This is a genomic window from Arthrobacter sp. Y3223065, from assembly GCF_059090885.1.
Map to the genome: position 1 here is coordinate 1 of NZ_JBNHGC010000005.1, position 16,732 is coordinate 16,732.

The following is a 16,732-nucleotide window of genomic DNA, read 5'->3' on the forward strand; positions in this document are numbered from 1 at the left end:
CGTGCACATCATGGCCCAGCTCAGCAAACCGGTGAAGGGCATAAATGCCCCCCATCCCCGCACCGACCACAACGACCGAATACTCCTCCACCTCACCTGCGTGGTTCTGAGGTTGATTGATAGACACGGTCTCGCTCCTTGGGCATGTACGGAATTACTGGCGCCATCATTCGCTGGCGATAAGCAAGGCGTCGGGAGCCCTGCCAGCAGAATAGGGTATTACTATCACCATTAGAGGACGATAGTCACATTATGGCAGTTGGGGCAAACACCCTGCCCCCTCCTACAGGCTTTTTGCTTTCTGTAACTGCTGTGAGGTTGTTCGGTGCCCCACGAAGTGCCATCGGGTTGGCGTGATAAGCAGGGCTGGGTGACAACCCAGAGCCCTTTGGCGTGATTTCCGGCTTAGTTGGCGTTGCTTACCGTACCGGCGAGAGTGAGCTGGTTCATAGCATTAGGCACAACCGCTGCCAACCAGGTGCTTGCGGACGGACATCACAAGAGAGTCGAAGCGCTCGAGGCGCTCCCCGACGCATCGAATGGGAGTACACCAATGACCGACATGGCAACCAAAACAAACACCGTAGATCGCGACTTTGTCGCGGATTACACCGTTGAGCGTGACGAGAGCCCGATGATTGGGGGCGACAATGCGTTCAAAGTCGCGATCTTCGGAGCGAACGTTTCCACGGGGCAGGGCGGCCTGAACTTCGCGGAGAACTCGATCAAGCTTGGTAACTGGGGAGAGGTGCAGGCTCTCGCGCAGAAGGCGGACCGATATGGCGTCGACGGATTCATCCCGATCGCGCGCTGGCAGGGGCTCGCGGGTCCCGATCGTCCGTGGGGTCGTCAGTTCGAGACGTTCACTTGGGCAGCGGGGCTGGCCGCGGTGACGCAGAACATTCAGATCTTTGCGACGTGCAACGTGCAGTTCATGAATCCGGTGCTGGGGGCGAAGATGATGACCACAATTGACCACATCAGTGGCGGTCGCATGGGGCTCAATGTAACAGCCGGATACTTCAAGCCCGAGTACGACATCTTCGGCGTGGAGCTGCCCGAGCACGATGTGCGCTACGAACTTGCGGACGAGTGGATTGAGATCTGCGAACGCCTCTGGTCGGACGAGGAGCCGTCGTTCGACTTCGACGGCAAGTTCTTCAACCTGAAGGGCGCACAGGCGTACCCAAAGCCGGTGCAGTCACCCCAACCGATGGTGATGAGTGCCGGTTCGAGCCCCGCAGGCCAAGAGTTCGCGTTCAAGCACGCAAATATCCTGTTCGCGGCGGTCGCCACCGTCGAACAAAGCGCCGAGCTCACGCCGAAACTGCGGCAGAAGGCCGACGCGGCCGGCCGCGAGGACCTCGGACTGTGGGCGGGCGCGCACATCATCGTCAAGGACACCGAGAAGGAAGCGCGCGAGTACGCCGACTACGTGATGGAGAACACCGACTGGGAGAGTGCGGTGCGCTACCTCGACGTTATCCGCAGCGGCGGGGCGGAGAGCTTCTCATCTTGGGATGAGTACAAGCAGAACGTGGATTACAAACAGGACGCGACGGTGAGGGCGTTCGGTCGCGCGGCGCTGATGCCAATCACGGGTACGCCCGAGATGGTCGTCGAGGAGCTGCAGAAGTTGCAGAAATCGGGCATCACCGGCATCTGCACGGGCCTGGTGGACTACGACGAAGGCCTGGACCGGATGCACGAGCAGATCTTCCCGCTGATGCGCGAAGCAGGCCTGCGCGCCTGATACCTGCCACGACCGTTCACGAAGGAGAGACCCAAATGACATTTCCTGATCCAAAGAAGTTCCGTCTCGTCGTTGCGGGCACGACCGAGTCGGGCGAAGTCGACTTCATTGAGCCCGGCCCTGCCGCCGAGTTCGATTTCCCCGGTGTGTCCGCAGGCGCATTCTATTGGGCCGTCGAGGGCGGACACAGCAAGGAAAACTTCGGTGCCCCTCCGAGCAAGGTCGCGCTGGCTGGACCCAACGGATCCACATTCGGCATCAGCAGCTTCCCCGCGCACTCGTCCGGCGAGGTCGACTCGGCAACGCTCGACGAGAGCATGACCGCCACGGAGGACGACGGCGACGCCGGCATGCACGCTAGCGACACGATTGACTACGAGGTCGTGATCTCGGGCAAGGTCGACCTGGTACTCCCGGGAGGCAAGAAGCGCACGCTCGTTCCCGGCGACCTCCTGGTGATGGCAGGCGTTCCCCACGCGTGGAAGAACCCGTACGACGAGGACTGCGTTTACGTGGTCGTGACCGTCGGATTCAACTCGAAACAGGAGCTGTGAGCATGGCCGTGACATCGCCAGGCAAGGCTCTTCGCGAGATCTTCGAGAGCGAAGAGACGGCACTGATGCCTTTCGGGGCCCTGCCGATCCACGCGCAAATGGCGCAGCACGCCGGCTTCGGCGCGTTCCAGCTCTCGGGCGGCATGTCGGCCTGGTGGCAGGGCGTCTCCGACACGGGCTGGCTTACGCTGACCGAGGTCGTCGAACATGCGAAGCGGACGGCCCGCGCCGTTGACATCCCCATCTATTGCGACGCCGACACGGGATTCGGCGCGCCCATCAACGTGCAGCGCACGGTCATGGAGTTCATCGATGCGGGTGTCGGCGGCATCCATATCGAGGATCAGCGTGAGCCTAAGAAGTCAGGGGGGGTCGCGGGGATCGAGCTGGTCTCGGACGCCGAGGCGGTGGGTCGCCTTAATGCCGCGGTCGACGCACGTGACAAGTACGGCGAGGACTTCGTGATCGTCGCGCGCACCGACGGATACGGCGCGGCCGGCGGCGGGGTCGATGAGGCGATTCGCCGTGCACAGCTTTACAAGGCCGAGACGGGCGCCGACGTCATTTTCTTCGAGGGCTTCCACACCTGGGAGCAGGCAGAGCTCGCGCTGAAGGAGACCCCGGGGCCGGCCTACGCCATCGGAGTTCCGATGATCGGGCGTAAGAGTGTCGCCGAGATGACGGCCATCGGCCAGGCCATCCAGCCCGTGCCGTTCGTGCTGCCCGGGATTAACGAGGTGTGGCGATTGCTCATGCAAGTGAAGGAGTCGGGCGAGGCGACGCCGCTCGCTGAATATATCGACCGCATGAACGAGGACACCGACGGCATTGGCTGGGGCGCGATGTTCGGTCGACCCTTAACCGACTACGTGCGTGAGACGGAAGAGAAGTTCCTTCCTCAGGACTCCCAGCGCGACTACGAAAACAACCTCCACGCTAACGATCGGAGCTACTGATGACTGCACAGCTTGATTTCAATGGACGGGTGGCGATCGTCACCGGTGCCGGGCAGGGGATGGGGCGCGAGCATGCCAAAATGCTGGCCTCCCGCGGAGCCCGCGTCGTCGTCAACGACGTCAACGCAACCAATGCTGCCGGGGCGGTGGCCGAGATTACTGAGGCCGGCGGCACGGCGGTGGTTGATACCCACAACGTGGTCACCGGATCGTCCGACATCGTCCAGACGGCGCTCGATGCGTTCGGGCAGCTGGACATCGTCGTCAACAACGCGGGCATCAACGCCTTCGGTCGATTCTGGGAGATGGACTCAGAAACGTGGTGGCGCATTTTCGATGTTGCCGTGAAGGGCGTCGTCGGGGTCTCGCGCGCCGCGATGCCGCACCTCATCGCCTCGGGGAGCGGTCGCCTGATCAACATCTCGTCGAACGGGGTCATGGGTGTACCGACTGACACGGCCTACAACGCTGCGAAGGCCGCGATCTGGGGGCTGAGCATCAGCCTTGCGATCGAGGCTCGAGAGGTCGGCGTGCAGGTGAGCACACTTATGCCGGTGGCGTTGACGCCGATGACCGAGGACGCGTTCCCGAACCCGGTCATCCAGGACGCTATGCGCACGACGGTTCCGCCCAGCTCTGTATCTGCCTTCGTGACGTGGCTGGCTCATCAAGACACCACAGTGTTCGGCGAGACGTTCGAGATCGCCGGGGTAGCAGCCGGCCGCGTGGCAATCGCCGGAATGCCGCGAATGAAGGTCGAGGAGCCTACGCCCGAGGCTTGGGCCGACAGCGGGGATGCGCTCATGAAGGACGGCGAACTGCGTCAGTTCCGCAACGCAAGCGCGTCATTCCGCGACCAGATGGTGTACCTGGCGCCCGAGCTCGACACGGTGCTCCCCGCCGACGCGGCGGACGTGTCGAGGTGATCGCGATGTCTGTGAGGGAGAGGGGAGCACAGGTCACGATCCAGGACAATCTGCGCGGTTTTGACGCCGATCCGATGATCGTGCGTCAGACGTTCGCGCAGTTCCCTTCGGGTGTTGCCGCGCTGGCAGCTGACGTCGACGGCGCGAAGCACGCGCTCGTCGCATCTTCCTTCATGGTCGGTGTGTCCCTTGAACCCTGCCTCGTCGCCGTCGCGGTGCAGAAGACGTCCGAGACGTGGGAGCACATTGCGAAGGCGGGCCGCTTCGGCGTCTCGATCTTCGGGAAGGGCCAGGGCGGTCTTACACGACAGCTCGCCGGCAAGGACCGCGCCGCGCGGTTCGAGCAGGTCGCCTTCGAGGTCAGCGACGACGGCGCGGTCTTCATCGACGGGGCGGCGTTGTGGCTCGACTGCTCGATCTCCGCGGTCACGGAGGCCGGCGATCACTGGATGGTACTGCTCGAAGCGCATCGGCTTGGTGCCGGTGAGAACGAACCGCTCGTCTGGCATGGATCGACGTTCCGCGAGCTCGCGGATCCTCCGGCAGCCCACGCAGCCTGACGGAATCGATGACAAGAACTCTGCGCCGCATCTCCGGCGCACAACTGGAAGAAAGAGGTCCTCATGGGACGTTTGGACAATAAGGTCGCCATTATTACCGGCGCAGCAGTGGGCATGGGTGCCGAGCACGCACGCCTGTTCGTCGAGGAGGGCGCGAAGGTCGTCATCACCGACCTCAACGAGACGGACGGCGCAGTGCTCGCGAAGGAGCTCGGCGAGAACGCCTTCTTCGTGAAGCATGACGTCTCCGACCCCGACTCGTGGGCCGAAGTCATGGCGGCGGCTGTCGAGAAGTTTGGTCCGGTCACGGTACTCGTCAACAACGCGGGGGTCCCAGGTCCCAATGCCTTCACCGCGGATCTCGACCTCGAGACCTTCAACAAGGTCGTCGCGGTGGACCAGACAGGGGTGTTCCTGGGCATGCGCGCCGTGCTGCCCGGCATGATTGAGGCAGGTGGCGGCTCGATCGTGAACATCTCATCGGCCGCGGCAATGGCCCACCTCTCGGGCACGCCCAACGTGGCGTACACCGGCGCCAAGGCTGCAGTGAGGGGCATGACCAAGGCAACCGCGATCGAGTACGGTCCGCAGAATGTGCGCGTCAACTCGGTGCACCCGGGCGCGATCCTCACCCCGATGGCCAAGAACCTGAACGATGCCGAGACACTCGAGGCGATCGCTCAGACGCTCCCGAACCGCCGTTTCGCCGATCCGCGGGAGGTCTCCTACACGGTGCTGTTCCTCGCATCCGACGAGGCCTCCTACATGACCGGCAGCGAGCTAGTCGTCGACGGCGGACGCCTGGCCGAGTAAAAACGCTCCCGCCGCGTTCTCACGTGTCGCCCCGCCTTTTCAGTCACGAAAGGGCGGGGCGATCCAGTGTTCGGAAGAAGCACGGGCGGTTCACCGTGACAGCAGCAGCGCCTCGCCTTGGCCGCCTCCGCCACACAGGGCTACGGCTGCCTTGCCTGTGCCTCGACGGTGGAGCTCGTAGGCGGCGGTGACAACAACACGCGCGCCGGAGGCGCCAATTGGATGGCCGAGGGCGATCGCTCCGCCGTTGACGTTGACTATGTCCATCCCGACACCGAGCTGCCGTGCCGAGTGCAGAGCTACCGAGGCAAACGCTTCGTTGATCTCGATGAAGTCCAGATCTTCCACTGCCCAGTCGGCAGTCTCAAGTGCCTTGGTAATGGCCCGAGCGGGTTTGTCCGGCAGCGACGTGTCCGGGCCCGCCGTCTGTCCCGGAGCGCCAACCACCGCCAGGATTTCAAGGCCATGGGCCTCAGCGTAAGCGCGAGTGGTCAGCACCGTGGCGGCCGCGCCGTCGTTGAGCGGCGAGGCGTTCCCGGCGGTTATCGATCCGTCGGGGGAGAAAGCAGGCCTGAGCTTGGCGAGTGACTCCTCACTGCTCTCCGGTCGCACGCCCTCGTCTGTCTCCACCAGCACGGCCTCTCCCCGACGTTTCGGAACTTTGATCGGGACAATCTCGGCGTCGAAGACGCCAGTGCCTTGGGCAACGGCTGCACGATGATGGGAGTCGGCTGCGACCTTGTCTTGTTCGCTCCGCGAGAGGCCGAGGTTTTGATTTGCGCGGTCCGTGGCCAGGCCCATGGCCTCCTGGTCAAAGGCGTCGGTGAGCCCGTCATGGGCGGCGGAATCCACTAGCGCAGCGTTCCCATACAAGTGGCCGGCGCGAGAACCTGGCAGCAGATGCGGTGCGTTGCTCATCGATTCCTGTCCACCGGCGACGACCACAGCGGCTTCTCCCAACCGCAGCATCCGGCTCGCCTCAATGATGGCGCTAAGTCCCGAGAGGCAGACCTTATTGACCGTTGCGGCGTGGGCCGTGAGCGGGATTCCCGCAGCGACGGCTGCCTGTCGCGCAGGGTTTTGTCCCGCACCGGCCTGTAGGACCTGTCCCATGATGACGGCATCGACGGCGGTAGTACGGAGACGGGCCCGGTCAAGGGCAGCGGCGATCGCCGCTCCACCGAGTTCGACGGCGGTCAACGGCGCGAGTTGTCCCATCAGCCTGCCTTGCGGCGTTCGGGCTGCTCCGACGAGGACAACATCTTCAGCGCGGTTCATTTTTTCTCCTAGAGAGTAAGGGGTACCGGCGGAATGGGTTCAACAGCCGCCAGCCGGGGGCTGCGACTATGAGGCGGCGGGGACAGGAACCCGCAACCCCCGATGGAATCCCGTGCCGGCTTCGCGGTCCAGGAGCGGGGTCAGGCCGCCGGTGTGGAAGGGATAGTTGGCGCCCAGGATCATGCACAGGTCTATCTGTTCCGGTCCCGCAACGACTGACTCGTTCAGCATTTCCTGAACTTCCTCAGCGAGTGCAGCCAGAATTCTGCCCCGGACTATGGCGGGATCGACGGGATGTGAGGCCGGCAGCAGGGCGGCCGCGGCGGGGGAAAGGCATCCCTCGTTGTCCAGATAGCCAGGCAGCCCCGCTGAGACGAGCGCAGCCAAACTCCGGCTCACGCCGAAGCGCTGAGAATAAGCCCGCTGCATGGTCTCGCAGATATGCAATTGCACTGCCGGGCCGATGAACTGCAGGAGTGCCAGCGGAGTCATGGGCAGGCCCAGTGGATCCAGGGCATGATCCACTGCGGCCGGATCAGCGCCTTCGTCAAGCAGGGAAAGGGCCTCGTCAAAGAGCCGCGTCAGGACGCGGTTCACCACAAATCCCGCCCTGTCTTTGGTCAGTACGGGTGTCTTACCCAGCCGCTTAGCGAGCTCAAATGCTGTTGCAAGAGTAGTGTCATCCGTCTTCGGTGCGGAGATGATTTCCACCAGGGGCAGCACGGCCACCGGGTTGAAGAAGTGGAAGCCGATTAGCCGCTCGGGCCTGGTCAGGGACGTGCCCATCGCCTCGATCGATAGCGAGGAGGTGTTGGTCAGCAGCAGAGTCTCCGGCCGCAGGAGCGGTTCCAGCTCGGCGAATACAGCGCGCTTTACTTCCAGTTCTTCGAAGACCGCCTCAATGACCACGTCGCAATCCGTGAAGGCGGCCTTGTCGGTGCCTCCGCTGATGAGGTTGCCTATGGCTTGGGCATCCGCGTCTTGCATGTTCCCGCGCGCCACCTGCTTCTCCAGCTGCGCGAGGATCCAGGTCATCGCCGCGTTGATGCGCTCCTGCGACAGGTCCGTGATTCGCACAGGGACACGCAGCCGTTGTGCAAAGACGAGGGCGAGTTGGCTGGCCATCAGTCCGGCGCCGACCACGCCGACCGAGCGCACGGGTCGAGGTTCGACCGAGGGCCTGCCGGCCGGTTTCTTCGCCAGTGACTGGGTGAGATGGAAGGCGTAGATGCTGGCGCGGGCCTGATCTGAGAGCAACAGTTCGCCGAACACCTCCTTCTCCGCCTGCTGCCCGAAACCGCCCGTGGATTCAGCCGTAGCGGCGATCAGCTCCAACGCTTGGTAGGGGGCGGGGGCAGCGCCGTGCAACCGCTCGTCCAGTTTCGTCCGGATGGTCTCCAACGATGTCTGCCCATCCCCACCCATGAACTCGGGCTCCGGAGCCGCGTCGGCTCGCGTAGGCTCCGGGGCGGCGCCCGAGAGAATGCCCGCAGCGAAATCCAATGAGGCAGCCAGGAAACCGGTCCCGGGAAGTACAGCATCGATCAAGCCGAGATCAGCTGCGGCATTCGCGGAGAGATTCCTGCCTGCCAATGAGTCAGTGACCACTAGTTTGGCCGTCTCGGCGGGACCGAGCAGCGCGGTTGTGCGGGGGATTCCACCCCAGCCGGGGATAAGGCCGAGCCGCACTTCTGGAAACCCCAAAGCGCGCACCGAGTCGGCGGCAGTGCGGTAGTCCGCGTGAAGTGCCAGTTCCAGTCCGCCGCCCAGCGCAATCCCGTTGACGAAGGCAAAGGTCGGCACCGGAAGGGCAGCGAACAGGGCAAACGTTTCCAGACCTTGCCGGGCCACTTCCTCGGCCTGTTCCCGCGTGGTGGCCTCGACCATTCTCTTCAGGTCAGCTCCGGCACAAAACACCGATCCCGTACCGGTCAGAGCCACTGCGTCGGCACGGGACAAATCCAAGGTTTGAATTACGGCTTCTAATTCGGCCAACGATGCCGGACTCAGCGTCGCGGGGCGGCCGCCAGAAGTCACGAGAGTCAGAATGGCAAAGCGGAAACCGGCATGGTCGACATAAGCAGTATCAATCCGGGTAATCATCTCGACGTTCGCAGAATGTGCTGATTGGCCTTCAGTACCGGCCAGCTTTTGGCCCATGGTGCTCCCTCACAGGTCGACTGCTGACCAGTCTGATGTGAAACGGAGTCTCACGTCAAGTAAGACTCCGTTTCATGTCCCGCTACTCTTGCTGAAGTCGCCGCTGAATCTCTCGGGCGATCTCGACCCCCGGCGTCGAGCGAGGAAAGACCGCAACGACTACGTCATCAGCCCTGCCCGAGGAATCTGTTAAGACGCCATGCATCCGCCGCACCTTGTTGAGTTCCGCCCATAGTTCAGTAGCAGCGGGAGGGCCGTCGTCGCCCTTCATTAAGGCGCGCAGGAAGTAATTGTTAGTGCTGACAACGGCTGACGCAAAACGGATCCCGTCCAATGGTGCCAGTCCCGGCAGCGTCCGGTTCAGGTACAAGTTGAACAAGCGCTCGTACCGGAAGACGGTGACCAACTCCTTATTCCGCAGCGCGGGGATCGAATTGACTACGGCATAGCGCTGCCTGGCAAGCTCGCCCTGTTGTGCGTAATGCTCGAACACCAAGGCGGCAGCTTCGCAAACCGCCAACCAGGGGTCCTTGTGCCCACTGGCTAGGTAGGCCTCCGTCTGGTCCACCAATTCGTCATGGTCGGCAAAAACCACGTCCTCCTTGGAACGAAACTGGCGGAAGAATGTGCTGCGTGATATTCCTGCGGCTTGGGCAATTTGTTCCACGCTGGTTGCCTCGAAGCCGTTGGTCGCATAAAGCCGCACCGCCGTTGCTGCGACAAGCGAACGCGGGCCAGCCGGATGTTTTGCACCCCGTTCACTATCCCGCAAGAGCTGCGTGTGTTCTGCCCGCCATGAGTCTTCTGCCACGGTCCCACGGTACTACTGAGCTCAAAGGGTCGTGCGGAGACTCCTTATTTGGGGTTGACGCGACTTCCAACCGGTTCAGTAGCCCCGCCACCCGCCAACAGCGCCGGCCCCGGTCCCGGGCGCCGCCAGCCACCACCCCGCGAAGGCCACGGAGATCCTCGGCCCGCCGTGTGCGGCGCCAGCGCAGGTTCGGCCCGCGGCCCCCCATCCAGATTTTCTGCTGGAAATTATTCGAGCCCGGACCCATCCTTGAAGAACCCCAAAACGAGGGGCCTTCAATCGCAGGAGGCAATGGCCATGAGCAATCAACCGGACGATTCGGGGATCAAGGCAAAGCACCGGGCCATGTGGGCCCTCGGCGACTATCCCGCCGTCACTACTGAGGTGATCCCGGCGCTGGGCACCGCTCTCGTCGAAGCCAGCGGCGTTCAGAAGGGCGACCGTGTTTTGGACATTGCCGCCGGTTCCGGCAACGCGGCCATCCCCGCTGCGCAGGCCGGGGCACAGGTCACCGCGGCCGACCTCACTCCCGAGCTGCTTGAGCAGGGGCGCCGGTCGGCCGAAAAGGCGGGTGTTTCCGTGGACTGGCAGGAGGCCGACGCCGAGCACCTTCCGTTCGGGGATGGTACCTTCGACGCCGCGATCTCCTGCGTGGGGATCATGTTCGCCCCCAACCACCAGGCGAGTGCCAACGAACTCGTCCGCGTGCTGCGGCCCGGCGGCACGATCGCCCTCGCCAACTGGACGCCGGAAGGCTTCATCGGCCAGATGTTTGCGACCATGAGGCCATACGCACCACCGCCGCCTCCGGGGGCGCAACCCCCGCCGCTCTGGGGCAACCAGCAGCACGTGCTGGACCTGTTCGGGGACCGGGCCACCGACGTCGTCGCCCGGCGGGAAAAGCTGACGGTCGACAGGTTCGCCACCGCCGGGGAGTTCCGCGACTTCTTCAAGGCCCGCTACGGGCCCACTATCAACACGTACAGGTTCATCGCGGACCAACCGGACCGGGTCCAAGCCCTCGATGGGGAACTCGAAGAACTGGCCAGCCGGCACGATCTCGGGGGCGGCCGGATGGAATGGGAGTATCTGTTGTTCACAGCCCGCAAGAAGTGACCGTGCTGGAAAGGGTCGGGAAGCAGGATCGGTGCCTCCGGGCCGTTTCCGTCGCCGGATGCTGTTCGGGAACGGGATCCGGTTACTAGACTGTGCCCATGGCTGCTGCATTGGTTCGTCCTCGGAACGGCAAGCTGATCGCCGGTGTCTGCGCGGCCCTGGCCGCGCGTTTCGGCCTGCCGAAAGTGCTCGTGCGTCTCGCGTTCATTATTTTCGGACTGGTCGGTATCGGGGAACTGGTGTACATCGCGCTCTGGATCATGATCCCCAAGGCCCAGGTGTAGGCTTCGCGCCGCCGCCCCCGGCCCACCGGAGGCCGGGGGTCCCTGGCGCCTGCCATGCAGGTCCGTCCTGGCGCCTGCCATGCAGGTCCGTCCCTCGGCACACTCACGCCCCAAAACGCTCCATTGATGACGGCTGACGCAGGTCAGGGCTACTCGACGAGCTTGCCGGCCATCGAGTCGTCGGCGTCGGTTTCGGCCAGTGACCGGAAGGAGTCCGGGGCAGGGGACAGGGCCTCGAAGCTGACTCCTTCGGTCGGGGACCAAACAAAGTTGCCCTGCAGTGACGGATCCATCTCGGGGAAGTCCGCACGGTTGTGGCAGCCCCGCGTCTCACGCCGCTCGAGGGCGCACTCGAGCGTGGCCCGGGCCGCGAGGAGCGAGCCCAGCAGGTCGTACGCGTGCGCCAAGTCGTCGAACCCGGCGATGTCCGGGTGCGCGGTGACGTGCCGCGCGCGTTCTTCGAGGGCGGCAAGCCTATGCAGGCCGTCCTGCAGCCCCTGCCCGGTGCGCACGACGCCGGCGTGCTCCGTCATCAGGTTGCGCACTTCGCGCTGCAGCCGCCGGGCTGACTCGGTCCCGCGCTCACTGAGCAGGGCCTGCATCTCGGCGCGTGCCGACTCGACGGCGGAGGGGTCCCGGCGAACAGTGGTGCGGGAGGCGGCGTACTCTGCGGCGTACTCGCCGGTGATGCGTCCGTAGACGAGCAGCTCGATCAACGAGTTTCCGCCCAGGCGGTTCGCCCCGTGCAGGCCCGAGGACGCCTCGCCGATCGCGTACAGCCCGTCCACGCCGGTGCCGTGGTCCTCCGGAGCCACCCAAACCCCGCCCATGGAGTAGTGCGCGGTCGGTGCGATCTCCATTTTCGTGGTCGTGATGTCCACCATCTGCAGGTCGATCAAGGTGCGGTAGACCCGCGGCAGCTTCTGCAGGATAACCTCCCGGGGCAGATGGGACACGTCCAGATAGACCCCGCCCTTCTCGGTTCCCCGGCCCGAGGCGATCTCGGTATATCCGGCCAGGGCCACCCGGTCGCGAGTGGACAGCTCCATGCGTTCGGGATCGTAGCGCTCCATGTAGCGCTCGCCGAGGGCGTTGGTGAGGATGCCGCCTTCGCCGCGTGCTGCCTCGGAGACGAGGGTGCCGGCAGCGTCATCGGGCTCCAGCAGTCCGGAGGGGTGGAACTGGACCAGCTCGGCGTCCCGGATCCGGGCTCCGGCCAGGACCGCCAGGCGGAAGGAGTCGCCGGTATTCTCGTCCCGCCGGGAGGAGGTGTGGCGCCAGATGCGGGTGTGTCCGCCGGCGGCCAGGATCACCGCGTCGGCGTGGATCTGTACGGGCGTGCCGTCCACGACGTCGAACCCGTAGGCGCCGAAGACGGTACCGTCGGCTACCAGCAGGCGGGTGATATAGATGCTGTCAATGATCTGCACGTTCAGTTCGGCCGCGCGGCGCATCAGGGTGCGCTGGATCTCCAGGCCGGTGTAGTCGCCGGCGTAGGCAGTTCGGCGGTACTTATGGGCGCCGAAGAAGCGCTGGGAAATCCGGCCGTCTTCCTCCCGCGCGAAGGGCATCCCCCACCTCTCCAGGTCCTCGATGCCGCCGGCGGCATTGCGCGCCACGGTCTCCACGATGGCCGGATCGGCCAGGAAATACGACTCGCGCAAGGTGTCGGCGGCGTGCTGCTGCCAGCTGTCCTCCGGATCCATGGTGGCCAGCGCGGCGTTGATGCCGCCGGCCGCCAGCGTGGTGTGGGCGTCGTGCTTACGCCGCTTGCCCACCGCCAGCACCTGGACCCCCCGCTGCGCCAGTTCGATCGAGGCGCGCAATCCAGCACCACCGGTACCGATGACGAGGACAGAGGTGGACAACAGTCGCTCGGTGGCGTGCTTTGTGCTCATATCTCCATGCTAGGAAGGCGGGTATCATGAGTCCAATGCATTGTCTGGATAGAACTGATGCGAAAAGGCTATGATGAAACTCGAGCAATTGTCCTCCTTTGAGGCCGTGGCCCGGAACGGCCACTTCACCCGTGCCGCCGAGGAGCTCTTCCTCGCCCAACCGTCCCTGAGCCGACAGATCGCCGCGCTGGAGGCCGACGTGGGCACCAAACTGTTCCGCCGCGGACCGGCCGGGGTGACGCTGACCGACGCAGGCGAGGTGCTGTTGCCCATCGCGCGCCGGATGCTGGGTGACGCGCGGTTCGCCCGCGAGCAGATGGACGAACTGGCCGGGCTTCGGCGCGGCCACGTCCGGCTTGGCGCCCCGCCTACTCTCTGCGTATCACTGGTTGCCGACGTGCTGGCGGCCTTCCGGGCCGCGCATCCAGGAGTGGACCTGCACATCACCGAGGGCGGCTCTCGCTCCCTGGTGGACGCTCTGAACGAGAACGCACTGGACCTTGCCCTGATGGTCACCCGCGGGTCCGAACCATCCGCACCCGGCACCGAGCTGATCCCCCTGCTTTCCGAGGAACTGGTGGTGATCTCAGCCGCAGGCTCCCCGATGCCAGGACACGGGCAGGAGCAACGGGGCGAAAGCCCGGCCCGGGCCGAGCTCACCCTGGCGGAGCTGGCGGAGATCCCCCAAGTCGCGTTCAACCGCAGCTACGATCTGCGCGTGGCCACCGACGCGGCATTCTCCGCTGCAGGACTTACCCCGACGATCGCCGTCGAGGGCGCCGAGATGGACGCAGTGCTCCGATTCGTGGAACGGGGGCTGGGAGTGGCCGTGGTTCCGGCCATGGTGGTCATCGACCGCCCCACGCTGGACAGCACCCGCCTGGTGAGCCCCCAGCTGACCCGAACTGTCAACTTGGCCCGGCGTACCGACGTCCCACCCTCGGCCGCGGCAGCGGCCATGCAACAGTTCGTCTTCGAAACCGTGGACCGACTCGCCGCGCCAGGCACCGACCTCTCGCGACTCGTGACCGTGACACCACGAGAGACAGGGAGAGGCCGCTAGGGCCGGACAGGAGCACGTAGCGTCATCCGTAAGGACGATCCGGCCGGACGCGAAGATCATCCCGCAGTGCGGTGTGCGGCCGGCCGGCACTCCGTAACGTATTCATTGGCTCCGGGACTCCGGGCGCTACTCCAGTGCTCGGCGCAATAGACGCGCCCGCGCCTGATTCGGTACAGGAGAAGAAGTCGCAGCCGCGCAAACCCGCTGCGGATCGCCCGGTCGAAATGACGGTGCAGTAGACTCCATGTTGATGCCTTGGAAGGCGACTCAGTCGGTGACACGCCCGGCGCGTTCGGATCGGCGACCACCGCCGGTTCCAGTGCCACAGCCGTACCCAGTACCGCCGCTTCGGACATTCGAGACCTCGGAGTTCACGACGCGTATACCGCCCGCGTGGACGTCGGGGGTCGTCCTTCGTGCCGGGAAAGGTCACCATCGGCGGATCGCCGTGGGAGGTGGCGCTGCTGCCCGGCTCGATTCGACCGTTTGCACGAAAACTGTATGCGGCGAATCGCAGCGGCATCGTTGCGCAAAGTGATGAGGATCGGGAGGCCTCGATCTACCTGCTCGACCGGGGCATCGCGGACCCGCTTCCTATCGAGGCCTGAGGCGTCGACGATGTCGAGATCGTGATTCCCGTACACGGCGGTGCTCGGCCGCTCGAGCGGTGCCTCGCCTCGCTTGCCGACGCTGGACTCCCCATCACCGTCGTCGACGATGCGTCGTTTCGCTCCGACGCAGCGCGCATTGAGCAGGTTGCCCAGGCGGCTGGTGCGCGCGACTCGTCGTGCGGAAGAATAACGGCGGACCGGGTGGGGCGAGAAACACCGGTTTCGAGGCGACGACGGCGCCGTTTGTCGCCTACCTCGATGCTGACGCCATCGCAAGTCCAGACTGGGTTGCTAAGCTGCGCCCGCTCTTCGACGACCCCCTCGTCGGCGCGGTCGCTCGCCGCTGGATGCTGTTCGGGAAGCGGCGCCGGTTCCAGACTGTGGCCATGGCTGCTGCATTGGTTCGTCCCGGAACGGCAAACTGATTGCCGGTGTCTGCGCGGCCCTGGCCGCCCGTTTCGGCCTTCCGAAAGTGCTCGTGCGTCTCGCGTTGATTATTTTCGGACTGGTCGGTATCGGGGAGTTGGTTTACATCGCGCTGTGGATCATGATCCCCAAGGCTCCGGTGTAGGCTCCGGGCCGCTGCCCCCGCCTCAGCAGCGCGGCGTTGGCGGTGCCGTGCTCGATAGCCTGCCCGAAGATATCCGCACGCGTGCCACGCGTTGCTCACGTCAGCCTCACCGCAGACCCAACTGGCCGCAGACTCTACGAATCACGCGGCTTTGCGGACCACGGAGCCGCTGCAAACGCCATGCACCTTCACACCGGACGAGGGAGTTCCAGCGGGCCTCAAGGGCGGGTGCGAAACGGGTTGCCCGGCCCGGCTGGACAGCAAGCAATCGTGAGCACACGTTCGTTTGGCTCATGCTGCGAGAGTCTCCTCGTCGTGGCCGGTACGGTTGCCGATCGCCCCGTCCCTCTCACCCCTCGCTCCGGCCGGAAAGACGCAGCCCCGCAGATGAAAATCCGGAAGATTCCAATCCGTAGGCTGCATCACTGCGAATACCCGTTGTAAGACGGGCGACGCTACCCCGATTTGCCGTAGAGAGCCCGAGATTATTTCAGGAGCCATCATGCGTAAAACAGCCGGATTCGCAGGGGCCGCGGCGGCCGCCTTGGTGCTGCTGGGGGCCGGAGGGGCTTCCGCCTCCTCTGGCCCGCAGCCCGATTGGGGAGGCAACAACCACCACCACCGGGATGCGGGGCGGACTTTCGTCGCTCACCTGAAGCCCTTGAACGCAGGCGAACACACCGTGGCCGAGAAGACCTACACCATTCCCTCCACCCAGGGAACCGCGGTGGTGAGGGTCAAGGGCGACGATGTGAGCGTGACGATCAAGGTCCGGGGCGTCACCGCTAAGACACTGCACCCGCAGCACATCCACGCAGGCGAGAAGTGCCCGAACGCTTCGGACGACAAAAACCGCGACGGCTTCGTGGATGTCATCGAGGGCCTGCCGAAGTACGGACCCATCCTTGTTTCCCTGGACAGCGAGCTTGACAGCTTCGCGCCGTCGCTGGACTTCCCCGTCGCCGATGCGAAGGGCCGGTACCGGTACCATGAGCACGCCTCCAAGTCGCACCTGCAGGCAGAGTTGAAGGAGGCACTGAAGCTGGGCACCCGTCACGTGGTGATCCACGGCATCAACCCGGTCGCGCGGGTGAATCCGCTCCCGGCGTCTGTGGCCTCCCTGCCGGGGCTGCCGGCGTGGGCGACACTTCCGGTCGCGTGCGGCGAGTTGGACCGGGCCCACCACTGATACGGCCTGCCGTGGTCATCGAAAGGAGCGACAGCGGTTGACGCGTCGCTGAGGGTGCGGGTCCCGGCCTTGAGGTCCGGGGCCCGTCCTCTCTGGCGTCCAACGTGCCGTCAATATCTGTGCACGACCCTGCGGCAGGTCCATCTGCAATCGGGTCTGCAGACCTGGATCGTGAGGGAAGCAGCGGGC

The 16,732-nt window shown here is 64.7% G+C and carries 16 protein-coding genes and 1 pseudogene; 13 read left to right on the forward strand and 4 right to left on the reverse strand.

Annotated features, from left to right (window positions below; genetic code table 11):
• Positions 1–553: 553 nt before the first annotated feature.
• The 6 genes from AC5RUK_RS13320 to AC5RUK_RS13345 all read left to right on the forward strand — a co-directional run bounded on the left by AC5RUK_RS13320 (position 554) and on the right by AC5RUK_RS13345 (position 5,562).
• Positions 554–1,753 carry an LLM class flavin-dependent oxidoreductase gene (locus AC5RUK_RS13320; RefSeq protein WP_494152449.1) on the forward strand — a complete coding sequence of 400 codons (1,200 nt, stop codon included), beginning with the start codon at positions 554–556 and terminating at the stop codon, positions 1,751–1,753.
• A gap of 35 nt (positions 1,754–1,788) precedes the next feature.
• Complete coding sequence (locus tag AC5RUK_RS13325; RefSeq protein WP_494152450.1) at positions 1,789–2,307, forward strand: cupin domain-containing protein; 519 nt, start codon at positions 1,789–1,791, stop codon at positions 2,305–2,307.
• 2 nt (positions 2,308–2,309) lie between these two features.
• The gene (locus tag AC5RUK_RS13330; protein WP_494126007.1) at positions 2,310–3,263 is read left to right on the forward strand and encodes an isocitrate lyase/PEP mutase family protein; all 954 of its coding nucleotides are present in this window, start codon (positions 2,310–2,312) and stop codon (positions 3,261–3,263) included.
• Positions 3,263–4,189, forward strand: coding sequence for an SDR family NAD(P)-dependent oxidoreductase (locus tag AC5RUK_RS13335; protein ID WP_494152451.1), 927 nt, complete (start codon positions 3,263–3,265; stop codon positions 4,187–4,189). The genes AC5RUK_RS13330 and AC5RUK_RS13335 overlap by 1 nt, the downstream gene beginning before the upstream one ends.
• Before the next feature lie 5 nt (positions 4,190–4,194).
• The gene (locus tag AC5RUK_RS13340; RefSeq protein ID WP_494152452.1) at positions 4,195–4,749 is read left to right on the forward strand and encodes a flavin reductase family protein; all 555 of its coding nucleotides are present in this window, start codon (positions 4,195–4,197) and stop codon (positions 4,747–4,749) included.
• A gap of 63 nt (positions 4,750–4,812) precedes the next feature.
• Positions 4,813–5,562 (forward strand): glucose 1-dehydrogenase, encoded by a 750-nt coding sequence (locus AC5RUK_RS13345; RefSeq protein ID WP_494152453.1) that lies wholly within the window; start codon positions 4,813–4,815, stop codon positions 5,560–5,562.
• Positions 5,563–5,652: 90 nt separating this feature from the next.
• On the opposite strand, the gene AC5RUK_RS13350 is transcribed toward AC5RUK_RS13345, so the two are convergent.
• The 3 genes from AC5RUK_RS13350 to AC5RUK_RS13360 all read right to left on the reverse strand — a co-directional run bounded on the left by AC5RUK_RS13350 (position 5,653) and on the right by AC5RUK_RS13360 (position 9,811).
• Positions 5,653–6,840, reverse strand: a complete 1,188-nt coding sequence (locus AC5RUK_RS13350) for an acetyl-CoA C-acetyltransferase (protein WP_494152454.1) — start codon at positions 6,838–6,840, stop codon at positions 5,653–5,655.
• A 66-nt stretch (positions 6,841–6,906) separates the two neighbouring features.
• Positions 6,907–9,000: a 3-hydroxyacyl-CoA dehydrogenase NAD-binding domain-containing protein gene (locus AC5RUK_RS13355; RefSeq protein ID WP_494152455.1), complete on the reverse strand. Its 2,094-nt coding sequence runs from the start codon at positions 8,998–9,000 to the stop codon at positions 6,907–6,909.
• Positions 9,001–9,082: 82 nt separating this feature from the next.
• Positions 9,083–9,811 (reverse strand): TetR/AcrR family transcriptional regulator, encoded by a 729-nt coding sequence (locus AC5RUK_RS13360; RefSeq protein WP_494152456.1) that lies wholly within the window; start codon positions 9,809–9,811, stop codon positions 9,083–9,085.
• Positions 9,812–10,108: 297 nt separating this feature from the next.
• On the opposite strand from AC5RUK_RS13360, the gene AC5RUK_RS13365 reads away from it, so the two are divergent.
• Both AC5RUK_RS13365 and AC5RUK_RS13370 read left to right on the forward strand, forming a co-directional pair.
• Positions 10,109–10,927 (forward strand): class I SAM-dependent methyltransferase, encoded by an 819-nt coding sequence (locus AC5RUK_RS13365; RefSeq protein ID WP_494152457.1) that lies wholly within the window; start codon positions 10,109–10,111, stop codon positions 10,925–10,927.
• A 98-nt stretch (positions 10,928–11,025) separates the two neighbouring features.
• The gene (locus AC5RUK_RS13370; RefSeq protein WP_494152458.1) at positions 11,026–11,211 is read left to right on the forward strand and encodes a PspC domain-containing protein; all 186 of its coding nucleotides are present in this window, start codon (positions 11,026–11,028) and stop codon (positions 11,209–11,211) included.
• 149 nt (positions 11,212–11,360) lie between these two features.
• On the opposite strand, the gene AC5RUK_RS13375 is transcribed toward AC5RUK_RS13370, so the two are convergent.
• Positions 11,361–13,109 (reverse strand): L-aspartate oxidase, encoded by a 1,749-nt coding sequence (locus AC5RUK_RS13375; RefSeq protein ID WP_494152459.1) that lies wholly within the window; start codon positions 13,107–13,109, stop codon positions 11,361–11,363.
• A gap of 73 nt (positions 13,110–13,182) precedes the next feature.
• Here AC5RUK_RS13375 and AC5RUK_RS13380 point away from each other — a divergent pair, with 73 nt between their 5' ends.
• From AC5RUK_RS13380 to AC5RUK_RS13400, 5 genes and pseudogenes are all read left to right on the forward strand, one after another.
• Entirely contained in the window at positions 13,183–14,172 is a 990-nt protein-coding gene (locus AC5RUK_RS13380; protein ID WP_494152656.1) for a LysR family transcriptional regulator, read from the forward strand.
• A 416-nt stretch (positions 14,173–14,588) separates the two neighbouring features.
• Entirely contained in the window at positions 14,589–14,780 is a 192-nt protein-coding gene (locus AC5RUK_RS13385; protein WP_494107068.1) for a hypothetical protein, read from the forward strand.
• Positions 14,781–14,953: 173 nt separating this feature from the next.
• Positions 14,954–15,208: pseudogene (locus AC5RUK_RS13390) on the forward strand (glycosyltransferase family A protein); the annotation flags it as partial.
• Between the two features lie 20 nt (positions 15,209–15,228).
• On the forward strand, positions 15,229–15,354 hold the full coding sequence (locus AC5RUK_RS13395; RefSeq protein WP_494152657.1) for a PspC domain-containing protein: 126 nt from the start codon (positions 15,229–15,231) through the stop codon (positions 15,352–15,354).
• Between the two features lie 502 nt (positions 15,355–15,856).
• Positions 15,857–16,543 (forward strand): hypothetical protein, encoded by a 687-nt coding sequence (locus tag AC5RUK_RS13400; protein WP_494152460.1) that lies wholly within the window; start codon positions 15,857–15,859, stop codon positions 16,541–16,543.
• Positions 16,544–16,732: the final 189 nt, after the last annotated feature.